Consider the following 23,584-nt stretch of genomic DNA (forward strand, 5'->3'; position numbering starts at 1 on the left):
CGTTCGCAACAGGTCCTGGTGTCTGTAACGTTGCCGGTGCCCCTTCCGGATGGGTGCGTTTTCGCTGCGTGAACTCAGTGCGCCCGGTGCCGTCGGGCGGGTGACGATGGCACCATGACTACCGACATGAGCGGCGAACCGTCCGCCGCGACCTCCGCCCCGGCCGTCGACCTGGAGGCTGCGGCGCGCACCGACGCCCAGTGGCGCGCCGCCCTGAGCCCCATGGAGTACCACGTGCTGCGCGAGGCCGGAACCGAGCGGCCCTTCACCGGGGCTCTGCTCGACGAGCACCGCGAGGGCGTCTACCGCTGCCGCGGCTGCGGCGCCGAGCTGTTCCGCTCCACCGCCAAGTTCGACTCCCGCTGCGGCTGGCCCTCCTTCTATGACCCCTCCAGCCTCGAGGCCGTCACCCTGAGCACCGATACTTCCCATGGCATGGTGCGCACCGAGGTCCGCTGCGCCACCTGCTCCAGCCACCTGGGCCACGTCTTCGACGATGCCCCACAGACCCCCACCGGCCAGCGCTACTGCATGAACTCCGTGAGCCTCACCTTCGAGGAGGAATGAGCATGATTCGGGTCCTGAGTCTCAATCTCCAGCACGGACTTCCTGGCGCCGGAGCCGGGGATGGCAGCGCCGCCACCGGCTCGCTGGCTGGCGCCGACATCTCCGACCCCGCTACCGCCCGCGCGGTCATGCGGGCCGCGGCCGAGCAGATCGCCGAGCTGGCGCCCGACATCGTCGCCCTCCAGGAGGTGGACCTGGGACAGGCCCGCTCCGGGCGCTTGGCCCAGGCTGCCTTCCTGGCCGAGGAGCTGGGCATGCCCACCTGCCGCTTCGCCGCCAGCTACGCCGGACCGGTGGTCGGCCTGCGCCGCCGGCCCCTGCGCAGCGCGCTCAGCTCACCGACCCACGACGTCCTGGGGATCCTGCGCGCCGCCGTTGGGGCCGGACCGATCGGCTACGGCAATGCCCTCATCTCCCGCTTCCCGGTTGCCGGCTGGCACATCAAGCGCCTGGGACGCGGGGCCTCCAGCGTTGAGAAGCGCGGCGGGCGGACCTGGGACCCGCGCTCCTACCACGTGTCCACCGCCTCCAACCGCGTCATGGTGGCCGCCACCCTCGAGCTTCCGGAGGATGCCGGTGGACCAATCCGGCGGCTGTCGGTCGCCTCTACGCACCTGGCGACCCGCGAGTCCATGGCGGCCCGCCAGCTTGCCGCCGCCTGGGGGGCGCTCGCCGGGCTGCCCGGGCCGCACCTGCTCGTGGGCGACTACAACCTCAGCGCCGAGCAGGTCGCGGCCCTGGGACTGGGACGGGCCCTGGGGGAGGGCCTCACCTTCCCGGCGGCCGGCCCCAAGCGGCGCATCGATCATGTCCTGACCGACATGTGGCCCACCGGCCCCGACGGCCTGCCACTGCCCGACGAGGCGGCCGTGGCCGCGGCGGGTGCCGAGGACTCCGCCGCAGCCGGAGGCCCGCTGCTGCGCGCCGTGGACTGGGGGACCGCATCCTTCATCATTTCCGACCACGTCGGCACCTGGGTGGACCTCGAACCGGTCGGTTAGCTGAGGCTCGCCCGCGCGCTTCGCCAGCGCGGCGTACACCTAGCTGCGTCGCCGCCCCTCGCCCTCATGCGGTCGTACCTTGAAGGGCGCGTTCGAGGGGTAGAGGGTACGAATGCGCGGTCCACCCTACGAACTCGTCGTTCCGCGTCCTATCATCGCCGTCGAAACTGCCGGTGAAAGGGGACGGTGATGGCTGACGTCGTGGCGGGACTGGCTGTCTTCGGCGCGGTCATCGCCGTCGGCTGGCTGCTGGTGCGGACCCGGGCCGTCCCGGCCGACGCCGACGGGGTCCTCACCCGCGTCTGCTTCTTTGCCGCCACCCCGGCGCTGCTCGTGACCACCCTGAGCCGCGCCGACCTGACGGCGGTCGTCTCCCGGGCCACCGCTGTGGCCGTGGCCGCCGAGCTCGCGGCGATCATCTCCGCCTGGTGCCTGCACCGCCTCGCGCTGCGCCGCACCATCGCCGAGGCCACGATCGGCGCGCTCGCCTCCGGTTACGTCAACGCTGCGAACCTGGGGATCCCGGTGGCAGTCCTCGTCCTGGGGGATGCGGCCACCATCGCCCCGATCCTCCTGCTCCAGCTCCTCGTACTGACCCCCGTCACCTTCACCGTGCTCGACGCCGTCACCCGTCGCGGCAACCCGTCTCGCCTGGCGACCCTGACCGTCCCGCTGCGCAACCCGCTGCTGTGGGGCGTCGTGGCCGGGACCGCGGCGAACCTGGGTGGGGTAAGGCTGGAGCACTGGTGCGGGGGCTACCCGGCCCAGGGTCTGGAGATGCTCGGGCGCGTTGCGGTGCCGCTCATGATGCTGGCACTGGGCATGAGCCTGGCCGGGGCGCCCAGGCCCCTGCGGAACAGCGGACCGGACGAGCCCGTACGGGGCGTGAGTCGGCGCAGTGGCCTGTGGGCAGCCGTGGCCTGGAAGCTGGCGGTGATGCCAGCACTTGCCGTCGCCGTCGGGATGGCTGCGGGACTCGGCGGATCACAGCTGCTCGTGCCCGTGGTCACCGCCGCCCTGCCTACCGCCCAGAATGTCTTCATGTACGCCTCGCGCTACGGGGTGGCCAAGGACCTGGCGCGCGATGCGGTCCTGCTGACGACCGCCGGATTCGTGCCCGTGGTCCTGCTGGCCGCCGCGATCCTGAGATGACCACGGCGGCCAGCAGGACCGCCGGCTCAGGCCAGCTCGTCGCGGGTGGGCGGGTTGGCCCCCGCCCGGGAGACCGTGATATCGGCGATGGCCGCGGCATGGCGCACGATCCGCTCCAGGGTTTCGGCGTCCACCGCGCGCAGCGCCTCGCGCCGGTCCGCGCCCACGAGGTCCTCGCTCCACAGGGCGTCCTCCAGGCCCCCCATGAAGGAGTCCCCGGCGCCGACCGTGTCTGCCACGATGACGCTCGGGTCGGCGGGCACCTCCAGGCGCACCCCGGAGGCGGACAGGGCCAGCGCCCCGTCTTTGCCGCGCGTGACGACCACGACGGCTGCGCCCGCCTCCAGCCAGGAGCGCAGCACCGTCTCCAGGTCCGCGTCCTCGCCGTAGAGCCAGGCGATGTCCTCGTCCGAGCACTTGACCAGGTCGGACAGGCCCACCAGGCGCTCGACGATCTGGCGGGCGTCCTCGGGCTCACCCATGAGCTGGGGGCGGGCGTTGGGGTCGTAGGCGATGGTGGAGGTGGCGCGGGTCTCGCGCAGCACCTGCTCCACGGTGGCCGCGCCGGGGGCGAGGATCGCGGCGATCGAACCGGTGTGCACTAGCAACGGCGCCTCCCCATCGCCCAGGACAGGGCGCGGCGGGTTCCAGTCCAGATCGAAGAGGTAAGTCGCGGCGCGGTCCTCACCGATAGTGGCCTGCGCCGTGGAGGTGCGCTCGGCGCCGTCGGCGCCCGGAGCCAGGCGGACCCCGGATGCCTCCAGGTGGGCGCGCACGGCCTTGCCGCGCTCATCGGTACCGATCCAGCAGTGCAACTCGGCGTCGCGGCCCAGGCGCGCCAGGCCCAGGGCGACATTGGCGGGCGAGCCGCCGGGGATGTCCACGGGCTCCTGCCCGGGGTGGATGACAACGTCGACCAGCGCCTCGCCGATGACGAGGGCGGATCCTTGGCGGCCGGGTGCGGTCATGGGTGACTCCTTTGTACGGGACCGGGGTCCGGTGGCTGTGGGCTGAAGTGAGACGGAGCGAGATGGCAGGGGCGGTGGACCGGATGGGTAGGGACGCGGCAGCGCGAACCTTCCCGTGGTTGGCCGGCAGGCTGATCGACGAGCGGGGACGGAAGGCGAATGCTCACAGACTACCGATCCGACCGCCCTGAAGGCGCATCTCGTCCGATTGATGTCCAAATCTGCCACAAAGGCGGCGGTGAAGTACTCGCAGCGGAGAACAAGCCGCATGATTCCGCGGTTCTCATTCTGGCTCGTGGGGCTCGCGCGCCCCTTTGTGACAGATTTGGATACGAATGAGATCAAAGACGGCTGATCTGGGGCGGGTGGACGTCGATGACATCGTGCGATGCCGTGGCTCCATTAGCAGCCTGCCGGGGCCCGAACTCTTCGTCGCGGAGGCGGGCACGAGCGCGGCCCGGAGCGGCTGATCCGGGGCGGGGCATGCCCTGTCAGTCCTCGGAGTCGTCCTGAGCGACCGCGGCTAGGCGGGCGCGGGCCTCATCGAGCCAGGTCTGGCAGCGCTGGGCCAGGGCCTCACCGCGCTCCCACAGTGCCAGGGAGTCCTCCAGGGGGACGGAGCCCGCCTCGAGGCGCTGCACGACGGCCACCAGCTCCTCGCGGGCCCGCTCGTAGCTGAGCGAGGCGACGTCCTCGTTGGCGCCAGCGGTTCCGTCACCGGAGGAGGCGGACAATGCCGAAGACGAGGACCCTGAGGAGGGGCTGTTCTGGGTCGAGTACCCGTCCTGGCGGTCGGAGTAGGTGCCGGGGTTCATCTCGGAGCTCACGCCCCGATTCTCGCACGGGCCGGGCTACAAGCAGAGCGGGATGGACGGTCTGAGGGGTGCCCTCGGCGCAAAAGTGTCCAAGAGGGACGACTTTGACGGTGCTGCGTCTCCGTGGCGTTTGCATCTGTGCTGGCCAGAGCGTTTTGGTGCGGTGTCGACTGGTTGTGGAGGCTCCAAAGTCGTCCCATATGGACAAAATCCCGACCTGAGTCTCTCCTGACTCCTGCTGGTTCCGGTCGAAGAGCACCGATGCGTCAGCCCCCACTTTTACCCCGTTGCGCCGTTGGAAGTCGTCTCATCGAGGTGTGTCAGCATTCCCTCCAAACCTGCCTGCGCCAGTGCTTCGCGGCCGGCTTCCGTGACCTTGACGGCCCGGCTCCGCCCGATGCGTGCGATCCAGGCGCGATCGAACAGCGCTTGCGTCAGTGCGGTTCCCAGCGGTCCGCCGAGGTGGAACCTTCGCTCAGTGGAGTCCATGCATGCCTCTCCGTGGGAACGAAGCGGCTTCTCCAGCCCCCAGGTAGTCAGGAGGTCCTCTCCGGAATCGGTCAGCCGCCAGGAGGAATCCAGGTGGCCGCGCTCCTGGAGGTGCTCGGCCAGACTCACGCCGAGCCGCCCCGCCAAGTGGCGGTAGCAGGTACGGGCTGCCAGCAGCCGCTTGTTGGCGGTCCATGCGTTGAGGCTGTGCGCCGTGGGCAGTACCGATGCTGACATCACCCCCAGGGCCTCGATGACCCGAGCCGCCCCAGGCCCTGAGAGCGTGACGTAGCAATGCCGCCCCTGGCGGACCCTCGTGACGAGGTCGCTCGCTGCCAGTACGTCGACATGCTCGCTGGCCGTCGACCGCGCGATCCCGGCGTACGAGCCGAGTTCGCCCACTGTCCAGGCGCGGCCGTCCATGAGCGCCGCGCACATGGCGGCCCGCGACGGGTCGGCCAGCGCCGCAGCGGTGCCGGCGATGTCGGGAACCGCTTCGGGGAAGAAACGGTCAGGAAGCCGTGACATGCGGCCAGTATGCGCCCGCCCCGGTTCGATTCGCGCCGAACGATTACGGCTCTAGCCTGCCGGTGGCCGGCATCAGCCGGCAGACAGGGCCAGAGGGACCCAGAGGGACAAGGAGACCACTTATGAGCGGATACCGGCGGCGCGGCGCCCTCATCGCGGCGCTGCTCGGGTTCTTCGTCGTCATGCTTGACACAACGGTCGTCAACGTGGCGCTGGCCTGGATCGGCGCGGACCTGGGCGCCCCGGTCGCTTCCCTGCAGTGGGTCGTCGACGCCTACGCCCTCACCTTCGCCGCCCTGCAGCTGTCGGCAGGGGCGGCTTGCGACCGGATGGGAGCGAGGAGCGTCCACCTGCTCGGTCTGGTGGTCTTCGGCCTGCTCTCGACGGCCTGCGCCCTGGCTCCTGCCGGCGGAGCACTCATCGCCTTCCGTGCACTTCAGGGTGTCGGCGCCGCCGCGATCGTCCCTGCCTCCCTGGCAATGCTCTCCCTCATCCATGATCTCCCCGCCGACCGGGCTCGAGCCATCGGTCTGTGGGGAGGGGCTGGCGGAGTCGCTGCGGCCGTCGGCCCGGTGGCCGGGGGACTGCTCGTGACCTGGGCCGGCTGGCGGCTCGTGTTCTGGGTGAACCTGCCCCTCGTTGCGGTCGGCATGTGGCTCACTGCCCGCTGCCTGCCCGAGCCGGCGGCACGGTCGCCGCGACGGCATGGAGGCGACCTGCCCGGACAGATCCTCTCCGTCATCGGGCTCGCAGCAGCCACCTACGGGGTCATCGCTGCAGGTGAGCACGGGTGGAGTCTGGTCGCGGTTGTCTCGACCCTTGCCGGCCTGATCCTATTGGTGGTCTTCATCGTGGTTGAACGCATCGCGAGCCGACCGATGCTGCCGACTGTGGTGTTCTCCCGACCGCGTTTCGCAGTGGCCGCTGCGGTCGGGTTTGCGCTCAACACCGGCTTTTTCGGCCAGCTCTTCGTCCTGGCCCTGTTCCTCCAGCGCTACCTGGGCTACTCACCCTGGCTCGCCGGTCTGGCCCTGGCGCCGCAGGCGTGCAGTGCCGTCATCGCCTCCCCGCTGGGAGGCAGGATGACCGCCAGGATCGGGGCGTTCCCCACGATGCTGACGGGCCTGCTCACCGGCGCCGCCGGATTCGCGGGGCTTGCTCTTGCCACGGCCTCGACGCCGTACCCGCTGGTGGCGGCCCTGACCTTCCTAGGTGGTTTCGGCACGGCACTGACCATGCCGGCCGCGACCTCGGCCGCCGTCGCCTCCGCGCCGGTGGGCTACACCGGAGTCGCCGGCAGCGTCATCAACGCGGCCCGGCAGACCGGAAGCGTCGTCGGTGTGGCCGTCCTTGGCAGCCTGATCGCCTCAGGCGACTTCCTGACCGGATTCCATCGGGCGGTGGCTGGGGCATCGACCGTCTTCGCCGTGGCAGCGATCCCCGTCGCCGTCGTCGTCCTCGGGGTGACCAGTCGCCCGAAGCACGTGGACGCACCGTAGGCCTCGACGACTGCCCCTCAAGGTGCCGTCCGCGAGCCGCCAGGCGCGTCCGCGAGGTTGCCGCCGGGTGCGGCCGCCTGACCTTTCCGGGCCGCGGTTGGTGGCGGATCGGCGCCCGCCCGGTGCTCAGTCGCTATTCAGTCAATGTTGGCCGGACGCGGCCTGGTGGCACCGACGACTTGGGCCACAAGTCGGCCCTGGGCCAGCACGCCCTCGATGAGGTCGCCCTTCTTGACGTCCTCCGCGCTGGTGATGACCTTCCCGCCGGGGGAACGCAGGATCGTATACCCGCGGTCCAGGACCCCCTGCGGCGACAGAGCGGTCAGGCGGGCGTGATCGGCGCGCAGGTCGGCGGCCGCCAGCGACAGACGGTGGCCAACAGCCCGGCGCATCCGGTCGCGGGCCTGGCCCAGTTCGAGGACCCGGTCGCGCACGATCGAGGTGGGGTCGGCCATCACCGGCCGGGCCCGCAGCTGGTCCAGGGCCGCCTGCTCGGCGTCCAGGCGCGAGGCGAGTACCGTGCGCAGGCGCTCGCGGGCCGAGTCCAGGCCCACCGTCTCCTGGGCGAGGTCGGGGACGATCCGACGGGCCGCGTCGGTAGGGGTGGAGGCCCGGTAGTCGGCCACCAGATCCAGCAGGGGGCAGTCGGTCTCGTGGCCGATCGCGGAGACCAGCGGCGTGCGGCAGGCGGCCGCGGCGCGCACGAGCCCCTCGTCGGAGAAGGGCAGCAGGTCCTCAACAGCACCGCCCCCGCGGGCCACGACGATGACGTCGATCTGCGCATCGGCGTCCAGCTCCTGGATCGCCCGGGTGACCTCGCCGACGGCGCGCATCCCCTGGACGGCGACCTCCCGCACCTCGAAGGGCAGGCCGGGCCAGCGCAGGCGGGCGTTGACCAGGACGTCGTCCTTGGCCTTGGCCTGGCGGCCGCACACGAGCCCCACCTTGCGCGGCAGGAAGGGCAGGGGCCGCTTGCGCTCGGCGTCGAACAGGCCCTCGGCGGCCAGGATACGGCGCAACTGCTCGATGCGGGCCAGCAGATCGCCGACGCCGACTGGCCGGATGTCATCGGCCTGCAGCTGCAGGGAGCCCCGCTTGGTCCAGAAGGTGGGCTTGGCTCGGATGACGACGCGGGCGCCCTCGCTCAGCTCGGCACCCGTGCGGACCAGGACGGCGTCCAGGACGCGCGAGTAGATCGCCACCGACATGGAGACGTCGGCATCGGTGTCCCGCAGGGTGAGGAAGGCCATGCCCGCGCCGGGCCGGCGGTTGAGCTGGATGATCTGGCCCTCCACCCACACCTGGCTCATGCGGGCGACGTACTGGTCGATCTTGGACGACAGCAGCCGCAGCGGCCACGGGTTCTCCGCGGTGGTGAGGTTCGCGCGCGGCGCCGGCTCCCGGGGACTCCCGTCCACGACGGAGCCGGGGGCCGGGCCGCCGGCGGGCAAGGGCTGCGGGCTGGGCTGGGCGGGGCTCTGGCCTGTCACATGCACCACTGTGCCACGTCCGCCACTGGGGACCTGGGTCCCACTGTGGCACAGTGGTTTCCGTGACGACCATCGAGCTCGCCAGTGAGCACAACGACGCCGCCGCGCCCACCATCAGCCCCGCGTCCGCCCCCGAGGCCTCGCCCTCCGCCGCGAAGGGCAGCAAGCGGATCCTCATGGCCGCCCCGCGCGGCTACTGCGCCGGCGTGGACCGCGCCGTCGACGCCGTCGAGCAGGCCCTGGCCCATTACGGGGCGCCGATCTACGTGCGCAAGGAGATCGTCCACAACAAGTTCGTCGTGGACGCCCTCTCGAAGCGCGGCGCCATCTTCGTCTCCGAGACCGACGAGGTGCCGGTGGGCGCCCGCGTCGTCTTCTCCGCCCACGGCGTCTCCCCGGCCGTCCACGCTGAGGCCGCCGAGCGCCAGCTGGCCACGATCGACGCGACCTGCCCGCTGGTGACCAAGGTACACAAACAGGCGGTGCGCTTCGCGGCCAAGGACTACGACATCATCCTCGTGGGCCACACCGGCCACGAGGAGGTCGAGGGCACCCAGGGCGAGGCCCCCGAGCACATCCAGGTCGTCAACGGCCCCCACGAGGTGGACCGGGTCGAGGTGCGCGACCCCTCCAAGGTCGTGTGGATCAGCCAGACCACCCTGAGCGTGGACGAGACCCTGGAGACGGTGCGCCTGCTGCGCGAGCGCTTCCCGGAGATGATCGACCCGCCCGGCGAGGACATCTGCTACGCCACCCAGAACCGGCAGGGCGCGGTCAAGCAGATCGCCCCGCAGGTCGACCTCATGATCGTGGTCGGCTCGGGCAACTCCTCGAACTCGGTGCGCCTCAAGGAGGTGGCCCTGGAAGCCGGGGCCGGTGCCTCCCACAGGGTGGACTTCGCCAGCGAGATCGACCCGGCCTGGCTCGACGGCGTTGAGACGATCGGCCTGACCTCGGGTGCCTCGGTGCCGGAGATCCTCGTGCGCGAGGTGATCGAGCGCCTGGCCGAGTTCGGCTTCGACGACGTCGAGGAGGTACGCACTACCACGGAGAAGATCTCCTTCTCCCTGCCCAAGAACCTGCGTGCCGACCTCATGGCCGCCCAGGGCGCCACGGCCGACCACAAGCGCCGCGAGCCCGCCGCCGGTCACACCTGCTGAGGTCGGCGGTCCCGCACCCTTTCCGGGATGCTGGAGGATGGCGGAGGCCGTGAGACCGCCGGCACACCCCGGGGCGTGCGGGACGAGTCCGACGTGAACGCCGGATTGCGCGCTGTGCGATTACCCTCGGTTACGTGACACACTCCCACGACGAGCATGACGAGTCGGCCGCCGGCGCTCGCCCTCTGGCCGGACCGGGGCGCCAGTCCGACGGGTCCGACGGCGCCTGCCCCGCCGATACCGCTGGTGACGCCGCCAGCGCACTGATCGCCGGAGCCTCCGGCCAGGTCTCCAATGAGGCCCTGGAGCAGGGCAGCGGACTGCAGCGCAGCCTGACCAACCGGCACATGCAGATGATCGCCATTGGCGGCGCCATCGGTACGGGCCTGTTCGTGGCCTCGGGTGCCACGGTCTCCACGGCTGGGCCGGGCGGTGCCCTGGTGGCCTACGCGGCGATCGGCCTCATGGTGCTCCTGCTCATGCAGTCCCTGGGGGAGATGACGGCGCACATGCCGGTGGCCGGCTCCTTCCAGACCTACGCCACCCGGTTCGTCAGTCCCTCCTTCGGCTTCGCCATGGGCTGGAACTACTGGTTCAACTGGGCGATCACCGTGGCGGCCGAGCTGGTGGCGGCCGGGATCGTCATGGCCTATTGGCTGCCGGGGGTTCCCCCGTGGATCTGGGCGGCGCTGTTCCTGACACTTCTGACGACGCTCAACGCCCTGTCCGCCCGCGCCTTCGGAGAGGGGGAGTTCTGGCTGTCGGCCATCAAGGTGGTCACGGTCATCGTCTTCCTGATCGCGGGCGTGGCGATGATCGCCGGCATCATCGGCGGCAGGCCCGCGGGCTTCGGCAACTGGACCACCGGGGACGCCCCCTTCCACGGCGGGATGTTGGCAATCGTGTCGGTGTTCATGGTGGCTGGGTTCTCCTTCCAGGGCACCGAGCTGGTGGGCGTGGCGGCCGGCGAGGCCCGCAACCCGCGCCGCGACGTTCCCAAGGCGATCCACACGGTGTTCTGGCGGATCATGATCTTCTACATCGGGGCGATCGCGGTCATCGGCTTCCTGGTTCCCTACACCGACCCCAACCTCCTGCGCTCGGACACCTCCGACATCTCCTACTCGCCCTTCACCCTGGTCTTCGAGCGGGCGGGCATCGGGATCGCAGCGGCCCTGATGAACGCCGTCATCCTCACCGCGGTGCTCAGCGCCGGAAACTCGGGTCTGTACGCCTCAACCCGCATGCTGCACTCGATGGCGCTCCAGGGGCAGGCCCCCGCCTGGTTCGCCTACGTCAACCGTCACGGGGTTCCGGTGCGGGCACTGGGGGCGACGGCGCTGGTGGGCGCGGCCGGTTTCCTCACCGCCGTAGTGGGCCAGGACACCGCCTACACGTGGCTGCTCAACGTCTCGGCCCTGTGCGGGTTCATCGTGTGGCTGGGGATCGCCGTGTGCCACTTCCGCTTCCGGCGCGCCTACGTGCTTCAGGGCAACGACCCGGCCGACCTGCCCTACCGGGCGCCCTGGTTCCCCCTGGGACCGGTGCTGGCCTTCAGCCTGTGCGCCCTGGTAATTCTGGGCCAGAACTACGAGGCCATCTTCAAGGGCCAACTGCTGGAAGTGCTCTCCTCCTACATCGGTCTGCCGGTCTTCGGGGCCATCTGGTTGGGGCACCGGCTGATCTCCGGCTCGCATGTGGTGCGCCTGGAGGACGCCGACGTCTCCGGCGTCGTCGTTCACGAGCGGCACTGACTCCCTTTGAGTCTCGTGTCTGCTGGGCTCATGTCCTGAACCTGTGACCGACGTCGGGGCACCGATCATCTGACCGGTGCCCCGACGTCGACTCGTGCTGGAACCTGCACGAGGGTGGAACTGCTGTGGGTGGGGTACCTACAGCTGTCTTGTCTCCTCACGTCAGAGGTGCTCGTTTGGGCGGGAACTCGGGGGTGAGTCTGTAGTTGTCCTGGAGGTGACGGTGGGCCGATGGAAGAGGCCTGGCGAGTCGCCGGTGTCCATGGAGCGGATATCGAGCTGCTGGCGGCATTAAATCCGCGGGGTATTCGTGGCGGAGGCGGGCGCCCCTGGCCTCATGTGTCCTGCCTGGCCCCTGTCCGGCACCTGTCCTGGGTCCCGGTGGCACTGGTAAGCGCCGCCCCTGGCCCACCCCACCTCGGGTCGGCCTACTCCACGAGGGTGGGGATCCGCTGACCGGGGGTTGTGCGTACTGCACGAAAGCCCGACCTACGTGGAGTGCCCCCGACCTTCCTCCAGTAGCACCCCACCCTCGCGCAGTACACGCCAGGCACCATCAGAGCGACTGCGAGCAACTGAGCCGGCTCCTGCCAGCACAGCGAGCAACGACGATCGGGCCCGATCCGCCCGCACCGCACCAGTGCCTTGAGATGCCATGACATCCGAAACTCTCAGAAGTCATGAAACAACATGGCGGGCACCTACAGCAGGGACTGGACCCGCACCGTGACCTGAGGCGTGTCCCGGTCCCCGACGCCGGAGGAGCCGGAGTCCTCACGTGACTCTGAGGCGTTGTCGCACTCGCCCGCCTGTGACAGGGAGCGGATGATGGTCTCCTGGACGTCGCGCACGATGTCCTTGACGGGTCTGGAGCCGTCGATGCCGATCTCGATGACGGCCCTGCGCGAGCCCGCCTCGACGACCACGCCGAAGCGGGCCTGATGAGGATCCTGCTGCCGGATGTGGCTGCCGATCGCTCTCAACGTGCTGCCTATCCCCGGCTCGATTCCTCGGACGCCGGGGACAGCAGTGACCAGGTGGGCCAGCTCGGCCGCGGAGAGGCTAGTCGTCATCGTGGAGATCCTCGATGTGGACGTTGACGGTCGGGGACACCCCTAGGTTCTCATGGCAGGCTGCTCGGACGGTGTCGCGGACCCGCTGGGCGAGCTGTGGCAGGCTGCCCACGCTGATGTGGGCGGAGATCCGGCAGGAGATTGTCTCCGGAACCCCCAGGCCGCGGTGGTTCTCACCTGAGGGCGCGTGCTCGAAGGAGGAACGCAGGGCGCGTGCGCCGGGCACACAGTCCACGGTGCGTCGGATGAGTGCCCGCAGCGAGAACTCGGACATGCTGTAGGGCCCCAGATCGGTCGCGGGCATCTCCACCTGGGCGCCATGACGAGTCTCAGCGATGATGGCGTCCATCAGGTGGCGCTGCGGCATGACAGAGACGTTCGCCTGAGACTCCAGCTGGTCCCACTCCTCGTGCAGGGAGGCGATCAGACGCAGGTACTCCCGCGTGTCCGCGTCATCCTGCTCATGGGACCGGGTGAAAGACCTGGCTGACGCCGTCGAGCGTCGGACGCTGTGTGAGAGCTGGTTGACGGTGCTCATGCCCACTCCTTCATCTGGCGCATGACAAGAGAGCGGGCACGTGCCAGCCTCCCGCGGACGGTGGACTCGGTGAGGTTCAGGGCCTGGGCGATCTCCTCGTAGGACATGTCGTCGACCTCTCGGAGCACCCAGACGATGCGCAGCTCGGGCCGCACGGAGGCCAGCAGGTCGGCCAGTGCCTCGATCTGGGCGTTGACCTCGCTGGACTCGGCCGGGTCAGTGGTGCTGCTCGACGTCGTCTCCGCCATGGCGCTCGCGGTCTCGAGGCTCTCGGCGTCGTAGGGGTCGGTGGCTCGGCGCTGACGCTTACGCGCCATGCTGGTGGCCTTGTTGGTGCAGATCCGCATGAGCCAACCCCGAAAGGCAGCAGGTTCCCTGACCAGGTGAAGACTGCGCCAGGCCTGGATGAGGGTCTCCTGGACGATGTCCTCACTGTCGTGACGGTTCCGCACGATCATATAGGCGGTGCGGAACAGACGCCCCTGATAGCGCTCGATGAGCTGCTCGAAGGCGTTGATGTCCCCGTCCTGGGCGCGCAGGACTAGGTAGCGGTCCTTGTCATGGGGTGCAGCGGACGAGGTACTCGGTTGTGCGGCATGGCGTGGATGCGGGCGAGGTGCCGGCACTGCCTCGTCCTGTGTCTCATGCGTCATCGCCGTTCCCGGTGATCTTGGGCGAGTGTCGCCCTGTGACGGTCTGCGAGACGTTGCGCGAGTTCGAGGAGCGCTCCAGTCGCACCAGGACGTCCACCTGCCTGGGGCCTGAGCCCAGGGACGTGGTCACGTCATCCTCGAGCCGGTGCCTGAGCTCGGCCACGGCCCATTCGACCTCGCAGTCCTGAGAAACGATGGTGTCCGCCTGGACCCACAGACTGCTCGGGGAACCGGTGACCCACACGGCACACTGCTCCACCCCGGGGACGTCCTCAGCCCGCTCGGACAGGGCCTGTGACAGGACGTCGGGGGCGACGGTGGCCAGTAGGACTCCCTCGGAGTCGTTGAGCCTCAGGGGTGAGGCGGCCGCCTTGCGGGGGACCTGCATGGCGAGCAGGACCAGCCCGGCGATGACAGCGAGCACCGACACCAGCGCGGCCGTCGGCAGGAGCCAGTGCGCCTGGGGCACGATGATGCTGTCCACTCGGTCCTGCGCAGCGGCCAGGAGCGTGGCGGCGTTAGGCCAGGACCGACCGGCACCGAGGCCGGAAGCCAGTAGCCAGGACGCTGCTGCCGCGATGAGAAGTCCGCAGCCGGCCAGGACCGTCCTGTTGAGGACACCAGAAACTGAACGCATGATCGTATCTCCTTCAGCTCGTGCGCCTGATCCGCACTCGGCTGCGTGTGATTCCCACGGGCTGGAGCGTCTGCAGGGCCTCGCCGGCCTTCTTACAAGCGGCTTCTCGCACCGGGTCGAGGTCGTCCAGGACGCTGAGGACGACGACGTCGACCCGTGAGCGATGGGTGGTGACGGTGACGGAGTGGACGCCGCTGATCTGCTCGACCTGGGTCCTCACCAGGTTGGCCAGGTCGCGGCGCCTCACCGCGGTCTGGCCGGGAACGGTGTCGGGGAGGATCTCGACGCGCTCGGGGAGCCCCGGCCACAGTGCCGCGAGGATCATGGCCAGGCCGCACACGGCGGCGATCCCGGCGGCGGTGAGCACCGCGGCGGAGCCGAGGGCGGTGGATCCGACGGCGTCGAGCGTGGTGATGGTGCGGTCCGGCCAGGTGCCGGTCACGATCCGGTGCCCCGTCAGCCAAGCCCCCAGGCCTCCGGCCGTGAGCAGCAGCAGTGCCAGGACGACACTGGGTACGCTGCGGGACGGGCGACGAATGAGTTTCGGGACGGGTGTTCTCATTTCAGGCTCTTCCTGACGTGGCTGCTCGGATTGAGCCAGGAGATCTCAATGGTGATCTTGCCGACGCTCAGCCCGGTGAGGTGCTCGACGCGACCGCGCACGTGCGCGCGCAGATCTTCGATGGTGGAGGACAGTGGTGCGGGAAAGACCAGGCCGAGGTCCAGGTGGAGGACGGCGACCTGCCCGTAGAGCTCGCACTGGGCCTCGGGCTGGGAGGCGAAGTTGCGGCGGGCGCCGATTCCCAGGAGCCCTCCGGCGTTGGATCCGACATTGCCGGTCTCATAGGCGGCCTGGGCTGCGATCTGGGCGACGACTCGGGCCGGAATGGTGGTGGTGCCGCGCTGTTCCCAGGAGGATTCCTCGTCCCGGGCGGGTCCCGGCTGCGTGATGGCGGGCTGGGTCGCGGTCGCCATCGTCACTTCTTTCGCCGATCCAGGATACTTTGGACATCGACCCGGCCCTCCAGGTAGAGGCCCACCGCCAATCCGGCCAGGCCGCACAGGGCTACCAGGACGAAGTCGGCGAAGGAGCCGAAGGCGAGAATGGTTCCAAGGAACAGGCCCACCAGGAGGGCCAGGTACGTTGTCTTCATGAGAGCTCCTCAGATCAAGGCGTCGGGATGGGTCACTTGAGGTCGGCGGCCTCGGAGTTGTCGGAGTCGTCGTCGGGCAGGTGGACGTCGGTGACGTTGATGTTGACCTCGACGACCTCCAGGCCGGTGGTGCCCTCGATCTGCTCGATGATGTTGCGGCGGATGGCGTTGGAGACCTCGACGATGGAGACGCCGTACTCGACCACCACGGTGACCTCGATGGCGGCCTGGGTCTCACCCTTCTGGACGCTGATGCCGCCGGCGACGTTGGTCTGGGCGTTGGGGATGCGGTCGGTCACCGCACTGAAGGCGCGGCGCACGGCGTTGCCCATGTCGTAGACGCCGGGCACCTCACGGGCGGCCATGCCGGCGATCTTGGCGACGACGTTCTCGTCGATAGTGGTCACGCCGTGCGAGGTCTGGAGGGGGCCGCGAGGGGTCTTGTCCTCCTCGGCCTGCTCGTTGCGCTCGCGCTGCTGGCCGGTCTGGGGGATGGCGTTGTTGCTCATTGGAGCCTCTTTCGTTGATCCGTGAGATGGATGGCGACGGAATGTCGTGGTGCGCGGTCCAGCAACTGGTCCGTCAAGGCGCCTCGGTGACTGCCGTGGCCGGTTCGTGTGACTGGCCGACGTGACTGACGGGTTTTGCTGTCCGTCATGATTGCCGCGCTGAAAGAAGGACGCCGCCGGCCAGGGAATCCTCACGGCCCCATTCCATGGCTTGCGTCACAAAAAGGTGAAGCGGGTTCCGTGGAGGCGGTGAGTGCCTCCGCGGGACCCGCTTCAGGGCGCTGAGGGGCTACTTGCGGCCGGTGATGCCCAGGTAAATGGAGATCGCGATGACGGCGGCGATGATGGACGCGACCCAGCGGATCCAGTCGATGCCGGGTGTTTCCGCGATGCCGAAGAAGCCGGCTACTGTTCTTCCGACGAATGCGCCCACTGCGCCCAGCACAATGGTCCACAGCATCGAGATGTCTTGAACTCCTCGCATGACGAGCCTGGCCAGGGCGCCGATGATGGCGCCGGTGATGATCATTCCGATGAATGACAGCATGGTGTCTTCCTCCGAGAAGGTCCGATGAGGTGGAGATGTTCTCCAACCGGACGTTGAAACGTTCTGGCAACGTGTCAGCCTGTCATGAGACGGGAGACAACGCTCCCTGATGGACGCCATGGAAACGTCAATCGTCACGGGCCGGGAACATGGCATGCGTTACACCGTCGTGGGTCTGGGCTGCCCGTCAGCGGCGAGCTCGGGGGCGGTGAAGGTGCGCACCTGGGCGGCGTCGGCGCTGATGAGCGCGGGGGAGTCGACCTGCTCGCCGAGGGTCTCCAGGGACCGGGCGGTCACCAGCAGCCGGTTCTCCATGGAGCCGACCGCCTTGTTGTAGGCGGTGACGCTGCGCCGCAGCGCCCCGCCCAGGGCATCGAGGTGGCCCGCGACGGTCCCCAGCCGCTCATAGAGCGTACGGCCGAGCTCGAGCAGCTCGCGGGCGTCGTCGTTGATGGCGGTGCGTGCCCAGGCCGTGGCGCAGGTGCGCAGCAGGGCGAGCAGCGTCACCGGTGAGGCCAGGGCGACTCCGCGCCCCAGCGAGTGCTCCAGGAGTGCGGAGTCGGCCTCCAGTGCGGCCGACAGCACGGCCTCCGCCGGGACGAAGAGCACCACGAGCTCGGGGGAGTCCCCCAGTGCCCGGTTGTAGCGGCGCGCGGCGAGCTGATCGACGTGCCCGCGCAGCGCCTTGGCGTGAGCGGCCAGGAGCTCGCCGCGCCGATCCTCGTCCTCCGGGGAGGCGCCACGGACATCGATGGCCGCCAGGTAGGAGTCCATGGGGGCCTTGGCGTCCACCGCCAGGTACCCGTCCCCGGGCAGATGGACGACGACGTCGGGCCGGGACCGGTCGGCGGCGCCGTCACCGGAGTCGGTCGCTGTTCCCGGACCGCCCCGCCTCTGGATCAGCGCCCCAATGGTGCGCTGCTCGGAGAAGTCCACGTGCCGCATCATCCCGGAGGCCTCCAAGACTCGGGCCAGCTCCGCCTCGCCCCACATGCCGCGCGCCGAGCGCGAGCGCAGGGCGCCCTCCAGAGAGGCAGTGGATCGGGCCAGGTCCTGCTCGCGCAGCGCGGTGGCCCGCAGCTGCTCGGCCAGGGCCGCGTGCTGCTCGGCGCGCTGCTTCTCCAGGGACTCGACCCGGTTCCCCACCTGTTCGAGCTGGCTGCGCACCGGCGCCAGGGCCCGCAGCACCGAGCCGTCACGCTCGGCGCGTTCCTCGGCCACCTGGGTGCGTGAAGACAGCTCCTCGGCCCGGGCCTGCCACTGGGCGGCTTGGGCCCGCAGCTCCGCCACCTGCTCGCCATCAGCCCGGTGCGCGGTGGTGCGCCGGGCGATTGCGCCGATGTAGCCGATGACCACGCCGATCACCAGGCCGATGAGGAGCAGCAGAATGGGAAGGAGGACGGGTGAGGAGCTCATGAACTGATCATGCCCCAGGGGTGTGACATCTATTCCGGTTCCTTGAAGGGGGCGCGTCAGCAGGCGTCTGAGGCCGGCGGTCCGGTCGGGGCGGATCCTGCAGGGCCAGCGCCGACATCGCCGGCCGACCAACTCCCAATCGACCGCCCGGACCTGGGCCGACGGTCCCTCCTCGCACCTGTCAACTCCGCCCGAAGGACGCGAAGAGATCAAGGGCACGGACCCTTTGCTACCTCGGGAGGATGGGCAGCTGCGCAGGCAGTGCCATCCTTTATGGACGTGAACCTCTTGCGTGGTATTGAGCTGACCAGTTCCAGCACAATCTGGACCGTCGGGGTCCTGGCCGTGCTGACGGCGGTCGTCGCCGCGGTCCTCCTACCGTGGACGCTTCCGGCCGCTACGGGAGACAAGCCCTCCGAGGCACCCGACGTGCCGGAGGCCGCGGAGAAGCCCGTCTCCGTCAGCCCTACGGTCCGCCACGTGCTGCGCACCGTCGGCCGTTATACGGCGCGCACCGTCATGGTGGGCACTCCGGTGCTGCTCGTCGTCGTGCTCGGCGGTCTGCTCATCAACCTGCCCATGCACTACGTGCGCACGCTCGGCGACGTCATCGAGGCCGCCGCCCCGCGCACCCAGGGCGCCTCGCGCGTCACGCCGCTGCCGGACGCCTCCGTCTACGACGCCGTCCCGGCCTCGGCCTGGAAGGCCTCCTTCCAGGACGTAGGCGACGGCTCGCAGAAGAGCAACTGGACCGGCCCGGTCAGCGGCATCTCCCTGCCGGTGCGCGTGGTCCTGCCCTCCGGGTACCGGCCCGACGACGGACGCACCTACAACGTCATCGAGGGCATCCACGGCTGGGTCGGTGACCCGGAGTCCCTGGTGACGGGCCTGTCCTCCCCCAAAGCGCTCCAGGCCGCCATCGACGCCGGGCGCATCCCGCCGTCGATCATCGTCATCCCCTCGGTCAACGTGGACGGAACCCAGCACGACTGCGTCGACATTGCCGGCCGCCCGGCCGTGGAGACCTGGACCGCTGAGGAGATCCCCCGCATGGTCCGGGCCACCTTCCCCAACGTCTCCACTCAGCGGTCGGGGTGGATGCTCATGGGGGTCTCGGCCGGGGCCTACTGCGCGGCGCGCACTGCTTTCGACGTCCCGCAGCGATTCGGCGCGGTCGGCGTCCTATCCTCCTACGATCGCCCCGCCGAGGGGGCCCTGGCACACGGCGGCCAGCAGCTCCAGGCGCAGAACGCGCTATCCACCCTGCTGGAGCAGCGCACCCCCGACGGCCTGCGCCTTTATGTCATGGGCACTCAGGACGACCCCTACAGCGCCGCCCGCACGGCCTGGCTCATGGAGGACGTGGCTCAGAAACCCGACTCGGTGTCGATCGACACCCCGCCCCAGGGCGGGCACTCCTGGTACCTGTGGACCGACCGGTTCCCGACGCTGCTGACCTGGTGGGGCTCGGACCCTGAGGTCTTCGCCGCGGCCGGACTGCCGGCGCCCGAGGGCGATACATGGGCCAAGGCGACCGCCGCCGGCGTCACGCCCATCGTGGCCACCCCCAAGGACCAGCGCACGGTGGGATCGGCCTCGCCGATGCGCGCCGCTCCGTTCGAGATCAACGGCCTGGGCACCATCATCGTGGCCGTGGGCGCTTCGCTGGCCGTGGTCGGTACCGCCCTGGTCTGGTCTCCCCGCTGGGGCCGACGGCGTGGCGGTGAGAAGCCGTCGGCGGTGCGCCTGGGCGGCGCGATCGCGGGGCGATTCGCGGTGGTTGCGCTCGCGGCGGTCTTGATCGCGGTGACGGTGGGGATCGGGGTCAACGCCGGTGGGGGCTTCTACACTTCGTGGCACGATCTGCGGGCCTCGATCCGGGTGAGCGATAACGTCGGCAGGTGAGAGGCGCTCGTCACCGGGGCGGCCGGGGCGGCCGGCGCAGTCGACTGCGGTCGACGTCGTCGGCAGGTGGGCGGGGCCGTGATGGGCGTTGTTGGGACGCACCGTGTCGTCGGGGCCGTCTAAACTCTCCTGCGTGGCACTTACCATCGGAATCGTCGGACTGCCCAACGTCGGCAAGTCCACCCTGTTCAACGCCCTGACCCGCGCGACCGTCCTGGCCGCCAACTACCCGTTCGCGACGATCGAGCCGAATGTGGGGGTTGTACCGCTGCCGGATGCTCGCCTGGACAAGCTCGCCGAGCTGTTCCACTCCGCCAGGGTGGTCCCGGCGACGGTGTCCTTCGTGGATATCGCCGGGATCGTGCGCGGCGCCAGCGAGGGCGAGGGACTGGGTAACCAGTTCCTGGCCAATATCCGCGAGGCGGACGCGATCTGCATGGTGACGCGCGCCTTCGAGGACCCGGACGTGGTTCACGTGGACGGCAAGGTGGAGCCGGCTGGGGACATCGAGACGATCGCCACCGAGCTGGTGCTGGCGGACATGCAGACCCTGGAGAAGGCGATTCCGCGCCTGGAGAAGGAGGTGCGGGGCAAGAAGACGGAGCCGGTGGTGCTGGAGACGGCGCAGGCGGCCCTCAAGGTTCTGGAGACCGGGACGCTCTTGTCCGCCGGGGCGGCTGCCGCGGGCATTGATGCGGAGGTGCTCAGGACCTTCCAGCTCATGACCACCAAGCCCTTCATCTACGTGTTCAACATGGACGACGCCGGAATGAATGACGAGGCCCGTCAGGCCGAACTGCGCGAGCTGGTGGCGCCGGCGGAGGCGATCTTCCTGGATGCCCAGTTCGAGGCCGAGCTCGTGGAGCTCGAGCCGGCGGAGGCGGCGGAGATGCTGCACGAGAACGGGCAGGAGGAGTCCGGCCTGGACAAGCTGGCCCGGGTCGGTTTCGACACCCTGGGCCTGCAGACCTACCTGACGGCGGGGGAGAAGGAGTCCCGGGCGTGGACGATCCGCAAGGGCGCGACGGCGCCCCAGGCCGCGGGCGTGATCCACACCGACTTCGAACGGGGCTTCATCAAGGCGGAGATCGTGAGTTATGACGACCTGGTCCGCTACGGCAGCGTTGCCGAAGCCCGCGCCCACGGCCGAGTGCGCATGGAGGGAAAGGACTACGTCATGGCCGATGGGGACGTGGTCGAGTTCAGGTTCAACGTCTGACTGCTGGCAGTGGCGTCTGATGGGAGAATGGTGTGAGCGCGTCTAAGGCCGAGCTCCCGGGGACGGTTCGGAAACCCCGGGTGGAACTGCCATCCGGATACCGCTATGGTGTGACTAGATATGCCGATCTCATCCTCAAATACGCCTTCCCCAGGAAGTTCGCAGACGTTACGGGCAACCTCGATGAGTTCTTCATAGATTACGCCGAGGATATTAAGCAGGGCGGCGGTTCCCGCGCGCGGCACACTGCTCGACACGACGCCGGTCTCACAAGGCGCGGCTGGAGCAAGCACAACGTCACCATCGAAAAACTCGTTGATGGCGAACCGGTGTACCGAGTTCGGAACCATGAGATCGATGTCTTCACCATGGGCGACGACGGCACCTACCCGGGCATAGCCGACGAGATGGAGTGGAATAATAAGGATCCATTCTTCCATCGCGATCTCAACAATTTTCAGGCGCTGCATCGTGAAGGCGTCATAGCTGTCGGCATCATTATCACCCGGGGGCCGCGGCTCCAGGAGGTTCTCGAATACCTCGGAGCTCATGGCGAATACCCCAACACCAAGTACGGCAAGGCGACCACTCACTGGGATAAGCTCGTTCCCATGATCGACATGGGTGGCGGTGGAGAATGCCCTCTGCTCTGCATCGGCATCGAACCGGAGCGAGTACGAGGGCTTCCCGCCGATGTCCTTCGAGATTTCAGATTCTCGGACGGGGAAACTTTGCCCCTTCCCGACGAGAGTGGTGACAGCCACAAGTAGATCTCACGTGAGATCTACTTGTGCTAAACTGTGCGTGTGACACCGAAAGTTGCGCCACTGCGCGAGAATCTTGATATTGCCCCACTTCCGCGCGTTGATGGAGGATTTAAAACTGTTCTGGCTGATCCTCCGTGGCGTTTTCAGAACCGTACCGGCAAGGTGGCCCCTGAGCATCGTCGTCTCGACCGCTACTCGACCATGAGCCTGGAGGAGATCAAGAGCCTTCCCGTGTCGGAGGTGGTGTCAGATAATGCGCACCTGTATCTCTGGGTTCCCAACGCCCTTCTGCCCGAGGGATTGCAAGTCATGGAGGCCTGGGGGTTCCGATATGTCTCCAACATCGTCTGGGCCAAGCGCCGCAAAGACGGCGGTCCGGACGGCAGGGGTGTGGGATTCTACTTCCGAAATGTCACCGAGCTCATTCTTTTCGGTGTTCGAGGCTCCATGAGGACGCTTGCGCCGGCGAGAAGCCAGGTGAACATGATTGAAACGCGCAAACGAGAGCACTCGCGCAAGCCGGATGAACAATACGATCTCATCGAGCAGTGCTCTCCGGGACCGTTCCTGGAAATGTTCGCCCGTCACTCACGTGAGGAGTGGGTCACGTGGGGGGATGAGTCCGCGGAGGACGTCGTTCCTCGGGGGCGCACTCACAAGGGGTACGCCGGTGGACCGCTGCTCGTCCCCGCGGTTCAGCCGCATGGACGGCTCAGCGCCAAGGATCAGGCCGTCATCGGCAGCAGGCTGCGCGCAGAGTACGACAATGGCGCCAGCATCCGCGACCTCTGCGCGCAGACCGGATACACCATTACGCGCGTGCGCACGTTACTCACCAACGCCGGCGTGATCTTCCGGGAGCCCGGGCACCACTGACAAGACAGTCTGGTGGTGCCCGGCGGCCGCCCGCTCAGGACGCCGCGACGATCGGCTGGCCCTCGCTGGGCTGGACCACGACGAAGCCCGGCCCGTGGAAGGCCAGCTGGAAGGACTCGCCCGAGCCCCGGCCGATGAGGGAGCTCACCTTGAAGGTGCTCTTGATCTGCGGCTGAAGGTTCGCCGACCAGCAGATCGCGGCCTGCGGGTCCACGAAAGTCGGCTGCTGCGAGCAGTCCAGGAGCAGCGGCGGCCCGTCGGAGGACACCGCCACCACGCCCTGCCCCTGCACCATGAGGTTGAACAGTCCGCCGGCGAGGATCCCGGCGTTGCCCAGCATCCGGATGTCGTAGCTGAGGTGGGCGTCGAAGGCTAGGAGGGAGTGGGTGTTCACCGTGATGGCATCACCCTCGAGCTGGAGCAGGAACACGTTGTGCGCGCTGCGGGCGAAGAACACCTCTCCCTGCCCGGTGACGCGCATGAGGTTGCCGCCCTCACCGGTGACGGCCTTCTTGACCATGCCGCCCAGGCTCTTTGATCCCTGGTAGGAGAAATCGATGTTCCCCTGGTACGCGACCATCGCCCCCTGAGCGGCGAGTACCTCCGGGCCCAGGGCGACGCGAAGCATCTTGGAGGACTGGACGGTCCAGCGTTGGCCGGTTTCCTGCTCGCGGTTGGCTTGTTCGAAGAGGGGACTGCGCACGGAGGGTACCTCTGTTCCAAGGGTTGGGACGGTGACGGGAGTCTGTCGACTTCAGGCTACAGACTGGATGGCGTCGGCGGGCACAACTCACGACGCAATGGGGATCCCTACCCAATCGGGTAGGGATCCCCACTCGACACTCAGCAGCGTTGCGCCGCCGGCTG

Annotated in this window: 25 protein-coding genes; 10 read left to right on the forward strand and 15 right to left on the reverse strand. The window is 68.8% G+C overall.

The window, feature by feature from the left end; genetic code table 11:
• Positions 1-114 precede the first annotated feature (114 nt).
• The 3 genes from msrB (at position 115) to FK256_RS01965 (ending at position 2,720) form a co-directional block, all read left to right on the forward strand.
• Positions 115-567, forward strand: a complete 453-nt coding sequence (gene msrB / locus FK256_RS01955) for a peptide-methionine (R)-S-oxide reductase MsrB (RefSeq protein WP_141423490.1) — start codon at positions 115-117, stop codon at positions 565-567.
• Between the two features lie 2 nt (positions 568-569).
• Positions 570-1,568 (forward strand): endonuclease/exonuclease/phosphatase family protein, encoded by a 999-nt coding sequence (locus tag FK256_RS01960; protein ID WP_141423631.1) that lies wholly within the window; start codon positions 570-572, stop codon positions 1,566-1,568.
• A 189-nt stretch (positions 1,569-1,757) separates the two neighbouring features.
• On the forward strand, positions 1,758-2,720 hold the full coding sequence (locus FK256_RS01965; protein WP_141423491.1) for an AEC family transporter: 963 nt from the start codon (positions 1,758-1,760) through the stop codon (positions 2,718-2,720).
• Between the two features lie 26 nt (positions 2,721-2,746).
• On the opposite strand, the gene FK256_RS01970 is transcribed toward FK256_RS01965, so the two are convergent.
• From FK256_RS01970 to FK256_RS01980, 3 genes are all read right to left on the reverse strand, one after another.
• On the reverse strand, positions 2,747-3,688 hold the full coding sequence (locus FK256_RS01970) for a carbohydrate kinase family protein (RefSeq protein ID WP_141423492.1): 942 nt from the start codon (positions 3,686-3,688) through the stop codon (positions 2,747-2,749).
• 491 nt (positions 3,689-4,179) lie between these two features.
• The gene (locus FK256_RS01975) at positions 4,180-4,515 is read right to left on the reverse strand and encodes an exodeoxyribonuclease VII small subunit (protein WP_425321569.1); all 336 of its coding nucleotides are present in this window, start codon (positions 4,513-4,515) and stop codon (positions 4,180-4,182) included.
• Between the two features lie 267 nt (positions 4,516-4,782).
• Positions 4,783-5,520, reverse strand: coding sequence for an ArsR/SmtB family transcription factor (locus tag FK256_RS01980; RefSeq protein ID WP_141423493.1), 738 nt, complete (start codon positions 5,518-5,520; stop codon positions 4,783-4,785).
• Between the two features lie 122 nt (positions 5,521-5,642).
• On the opposite strand from FK256_RS01980, the gene FK256_RS01985 reads away from it, so the two are divergent.
• Positions 5,643-7,019: an MFS transporter gene (locus FK256_RS01985; RefSeq protein WP_141423494.1), complete on the forward strand. Its 1,377-nt coding sequence runs from the start codon at positions 5,643-5,645 to the stop codon at positions 7,017-7,019.
• A gap of 137 nt (positions 7,020-7,156) precedes the next feature.
• Here FK256_RS01985 and xseA read toward each other — a convergent pair whose 3' ends face one another.
• The gene (xseA, locus tag FK256_RS01990; protein WP_141423495.1) at positions 7,157-8,518 is read right to left on the reverse strand and encodes an exodeoxyribonuclease VII large subunit; all 1,362 of its coding nucleotides are present in this window, start codon (positions 8,516-8,518) and stop codon (positions 7,157-7,159) included.
• Between the two features lie 44 nt (positions 8,519-8,562).
• Between xseA and FK256_RS01995 the strand changes: the two genes are divergently transcribed.
• Positions 8,563-9,669 (forward strand): 4-hydroxy-3-methylbut-2-enyl diphosphate reductase, encoded by a 1,107-nt coding sequence (locus FK256_RS01995; RefSeq protein WP_141423496.1) that lies wholly within the window; start codon positions 8,563-8,565, stop codon positions 9,667-9,669.
• A gap of 134 nt (positions 9,670-9,803) precedes the next feature.
• On the forward strand, positions 9,804-11,423 hold the full coding sequence (locus tag FK256_RS02000; RefSeq protein WP_280525774.1) for an amino acid permease: 1,620 nt from the start codon (positions 9,804-9,806) through the stop codon (positions 11,421-11,423).
• Between the two features lie 701 nt (positions 11,424-12,124).
• Here the strand turns inward: FK256_RS02000 and FK256_RS02005 are convergent.
• The 10 genes from FK256_RS02005 to FK256_RS02045 form a co-directional block, all read right to left on the reverse strand.
• Positions 12,125-12,496: a transcriptional regulator gene (locus tag FK256_RS02005; protein ID WP_141423497.1), complete on the reverse strand. Its 372-nt coding sequence runs from the start codon at positions 12,494-12,496 to the stop codon at positions 12,125-12,127.
• Positions 12,486-13,034 carry a hypothetical protein gene (locus tag FK256_RS02010; protein ID WP_021605438.1) on the reverse strand — a complete coding sequence of 183 codons (549 nt, stop codon included), beginning with the start codon at positions 13,032-13,034 and terminating at the stop codon, positions 12,486-12,488. Before FK256_RS02010 ends, FK256_RS02005 begins: the two co-directional genes overlap by 11 nt.
• Positions 13,031-13,687, reverse strand: a complete 657-nt coding sequence (locus FK256_RS02015) for an RNA polymerase sigma factor (RefSeq protein ID WP_021605439.1) — start codon at positions 13,685-13,687, stop codon at positions 13,031-13,033. The genes FK256_RS02010 and FK256_RS02015 overlap by 4 nt, the downstream gene beginning before the upstream one ends.
• Complete coding sequence (locus FK256_RS02020) at positions 13,677-14,324, reverse strand: hypothetical protein (RefSeq protein WP_021605440.1); 648 nt, start codon at positions 14,322-14,324, stop codon at positions 13,677-13,679. The genes FK256_RS02015 and FK256_RS02020 overlap by 11 nt, the downstream gene beginning before the upstream one ends.
• Before the next feature lie 13 nt (positions 14,325-14,337).
• Positions 14,338-14,886: a DUF6286 domain-containing protein gene (locus tag FK256_RS02025; RefSeq protein ID WP_141423498.1), complete on the reverse strand. Its 549-nt coding sequence runs from the start codon at positions 14,884-14,886 to the stop codon at positions 14,338-14,340.
• On the reverse strand, positions 14,883-15,299 hold the full coding sequence (locus tag FK256_RS02030) for a hypothetical protein (RefSeq protein WP_009234223.1): 417 nt from the start codon (positions 15,297-15,299) through the stop codon (positions 14,883-14,885). Before FK256_RS02030 ends, FK256_RS02025 begins: the two co-directional genes overlap by 4 nt.
• Before the next feature lie 2 nt (positions 15,300-15,301).
• Positions 15,302-15,478 (reverse strand): hypothetical protein, encoded by a 177-nt coding sequence (locus tag FK256_RS14235; RefSeq protein ID WP_009395758.1) that lies wholly within the window; start codon positions 15,476-15,478, stop codon positions 15,302-15,304.
• A gap of 32 nt (positions 15,479-15,510) precedes the next feature.
• Positions 15,511-15,987 (reverse strand): Asp23/Gls24 family envelope stress response protein, encoded by a 477-nt coding sequence (locus tag FK256_RS02035; protein ID WP_021605442.1) that lies wholly within the window; start codon positions 15,985-15,987, stop codon positions 15,511-15,513.
• 289 nt (positions 15,988-16,276) lie between these two features.
• Positions 16,277-16,534, reverse strand: coding sequence for a GlsB/YeaQ/YmgE family stress response membrane protein (locus FK256_RS02040; protein ID WP_021605443.1), 258 nt, complete (start codon positions 16,532-16,534; stop codon positions 16,277-16,279).
• A gap of 159 nt (positions 16,535-16,693) precedes the next feature.
• Entirely contained in the window at positions 16,694-17,950 is a 1,257-nt protein-coding gene (locus FK256_RS02045; protein WP_141423499.1) for a DNA recombination protein RmuC, read from the reverse strand.
• Between the two features lie 273 nt (positions 17,951-18,223).
• On the opposite strand from FK256_RS02045, the gene FK256_RS02050 reads away from it, so the two are divergent.
• From FK256_RS02050 to FK256_RS02065, 4 genes are all read left to right on the forward strand, one after another.
• Positions 18,224-19,855 carry an alpha/beta hydrolase gene (locus tag FK256_RS02050; protein WP_141423500.1) on the forward strand — a complete coding sequence of 544 codons (1,632 nt, stop codon included), beginning with the start codon at positions 18,224-18,226 and terminating at the stop codon, positions 19,853-19,855.
• Between the two features lie 133 nt (positions 19,856-19,988).
• Complete coding sequence (gene ychF, locus FK256_RS02055) at positions 19,989-21,074, forward strand: redox-regulated ATPase YchF (protein ID WP_141423501.1); 1,086 nt, start codon at positions 19,989-19,991, stop codon at positions 21,072-21,074.
• Between the two features lie 32 nt (positions 21,075-21,106).
• Entirely contained in the window at positions 21,107-21,844 is a 738-nt protein-coding gene (locus tag FK256_RS02060; RefSeq protein ID WP_141423502.1) for a BglII/BstYI family type II restriction endonuclease, read from the forward strand.
• A 36-nt stretch (positions 21,845-21,880) separates the two neighbouring features.
• Positions 21,881-22,717 (forward strand): MT-A70 family methyltransferase, encoded by an 837-nt coding sequence (locus tag FK256_RS02065; protein WP_231381943.1) that lies wholly within the window; start codon positions 21,881-21,883, stop codon positions 22,715-22,717.
• Between the two features lie 34 nt (positions 22,718-22,751).
• Here FK256_RS02065 and FK256_RS02070 read toward each other — a convergent pair whose 3' ends face one another.
• A complete protein-coding gene (locus FK256_RS02070; RefSeq protein ID WP_021605450.1) occupies positions 22,752-23,420 on the reverse strand; it encodes an AIM24 family protein in 669 nt (222 codons plus the stop codon).
• Between the last annotated feature and the right edge of the window lie 164 nt (positions 23,421-23,584).

Origin of the sequence: Actinomyces johnsonii (genome assembly GCF_006546835.1) — a bacterium.
Classification (GTDB): Bacteria; Actinomycetota; Actinomycetes; order Actinomycetales; family Actinomycetaceae; genus Actinomyces; species Actinomyces johnsonii.

Excerpts from the sequence above, each read along its gene's own strand:
- msrB (WP_141423490.1), top strand. The coding sequence starts at position 115 with ATGACTACCGACATGAGCGGCGAACCGTCCGCCGCGACCTCCGCCCCG.
- FK256_RS01960 (WP_141423631.1), top strand. The coding sequence starts at position 570 with ATGATTCGGGTCCTGAGTCTCAATCTCCAGCACGGACTTCCTGGCGCC.
- FK256_RS01965 (WP_141423491.1), top strand. The coding sequence starts at position 1,758 with ATGGCTGACGTCGTGGCGGGACTGGCTGTCTTCGGCGCGGTCATCGCC.
- FK256_RS01970 (WP_141423492.1), bottom strand. The coding sequence starts at position 3,688 with ATGACCGCACCCGGCCGCCAAGGATCCGCCCTCGTCATCGGCGAGGCG.
- FK256_RS01980 (WP_141423493.1), bottom strand. The coding sequence starts at position 5,520 with ATGTCACGGCTTCCTGACCGTTTCTTCCCCGAAGCGGTTCCCGACATC.
- FK256_RS01985 (WP_141423494.1), top strand. The coding sequence starts at position 5,643 with ATGAGCGGATACCGGCGGCGCGGCGCCCTCATCGCGGCGCTGCTCGGG.
- FK256_RS02005 (WP_141423497.1), bottom strand. The coding sequence starts at position 12,496 with ATGACGACTAGCCTCTCCGCGGCCGAGCTGGCCCACCTGGTCACTGCT.
- FK256_RS02010 (WP_021605438.1), bottom strand. The coding sequence starts at position 13,034 with ATGAGCACCGTCAACCAGCTCTCACACAGCGTCCGACGCTCGACGGCG.
- FK256_RS02015 (WP_021605439.1), bottom strand. The coding sequence starts at position 13,687 with ATGACGCATGAGACACAGGACGAGGCAGTGCCGGCACCTCGCCCGCAT.
- FK256_RS02020 (WP_021605440.1), bottom strand. The coding sequence starts at position 14,324 with ATGCGTTCAGTTTCTGGTGTCCTCAACAGGACGGTCCTGGCCGGCTGC.
- FK256_RS02025 (WP_141423498.1), bottom strand. The coding sequence starts at position 14,886 with ATGAGAACACCCGTCCCGAAACTCATTCGTCGCCCGTCCCGCAGCGTA.
- FK256_RS02030 (WP_009234223.1), bottom strand. The coding sequence starts at position 15,299 with ATGGCGACCGCGACCCAGCCCGCCATCACGCAGCCGGGACCCGCCCGG.
- FK256_RS14235 (WP_009395758.1), bottom strand. The coding sequence starts at position 15,478 with ATGAAGACAACGTACCTGGCCCTCCTGGTGGGCCTGTTCCTTGGAACC.
- FK256_RS02035 (WP_021605442.1), bottom strand. The coding sequence starts at position 15,987 with ATGAGCAACAACGCCATCCCCCAGACCGGCCAGCAGCGCGAGCGCAAC.
- FK256_RS02040 (WP_021605443.1), bottom strand. The coding sequence starts at position 16,534 with ATGCTGTCATTCATCGGAATGATCATCACCGGCGCCATCATCGGCGCC.
- FK256_RS02045 (WP_141423499.1), bottom strand. The coding sequence starts at position 17,950 with ATGAGCTCCTCACCCGTCCTCCTTCCCATTCTGCTGCTCCTCATCGGC.
- FK256_RS02050 (WP_141423500.1), top strand. The coding sequence starts at position 18,224 with ATGGACGTGAACCTCTTGCGTGGTATTGAGCTGACCAGTTCCAGCACA.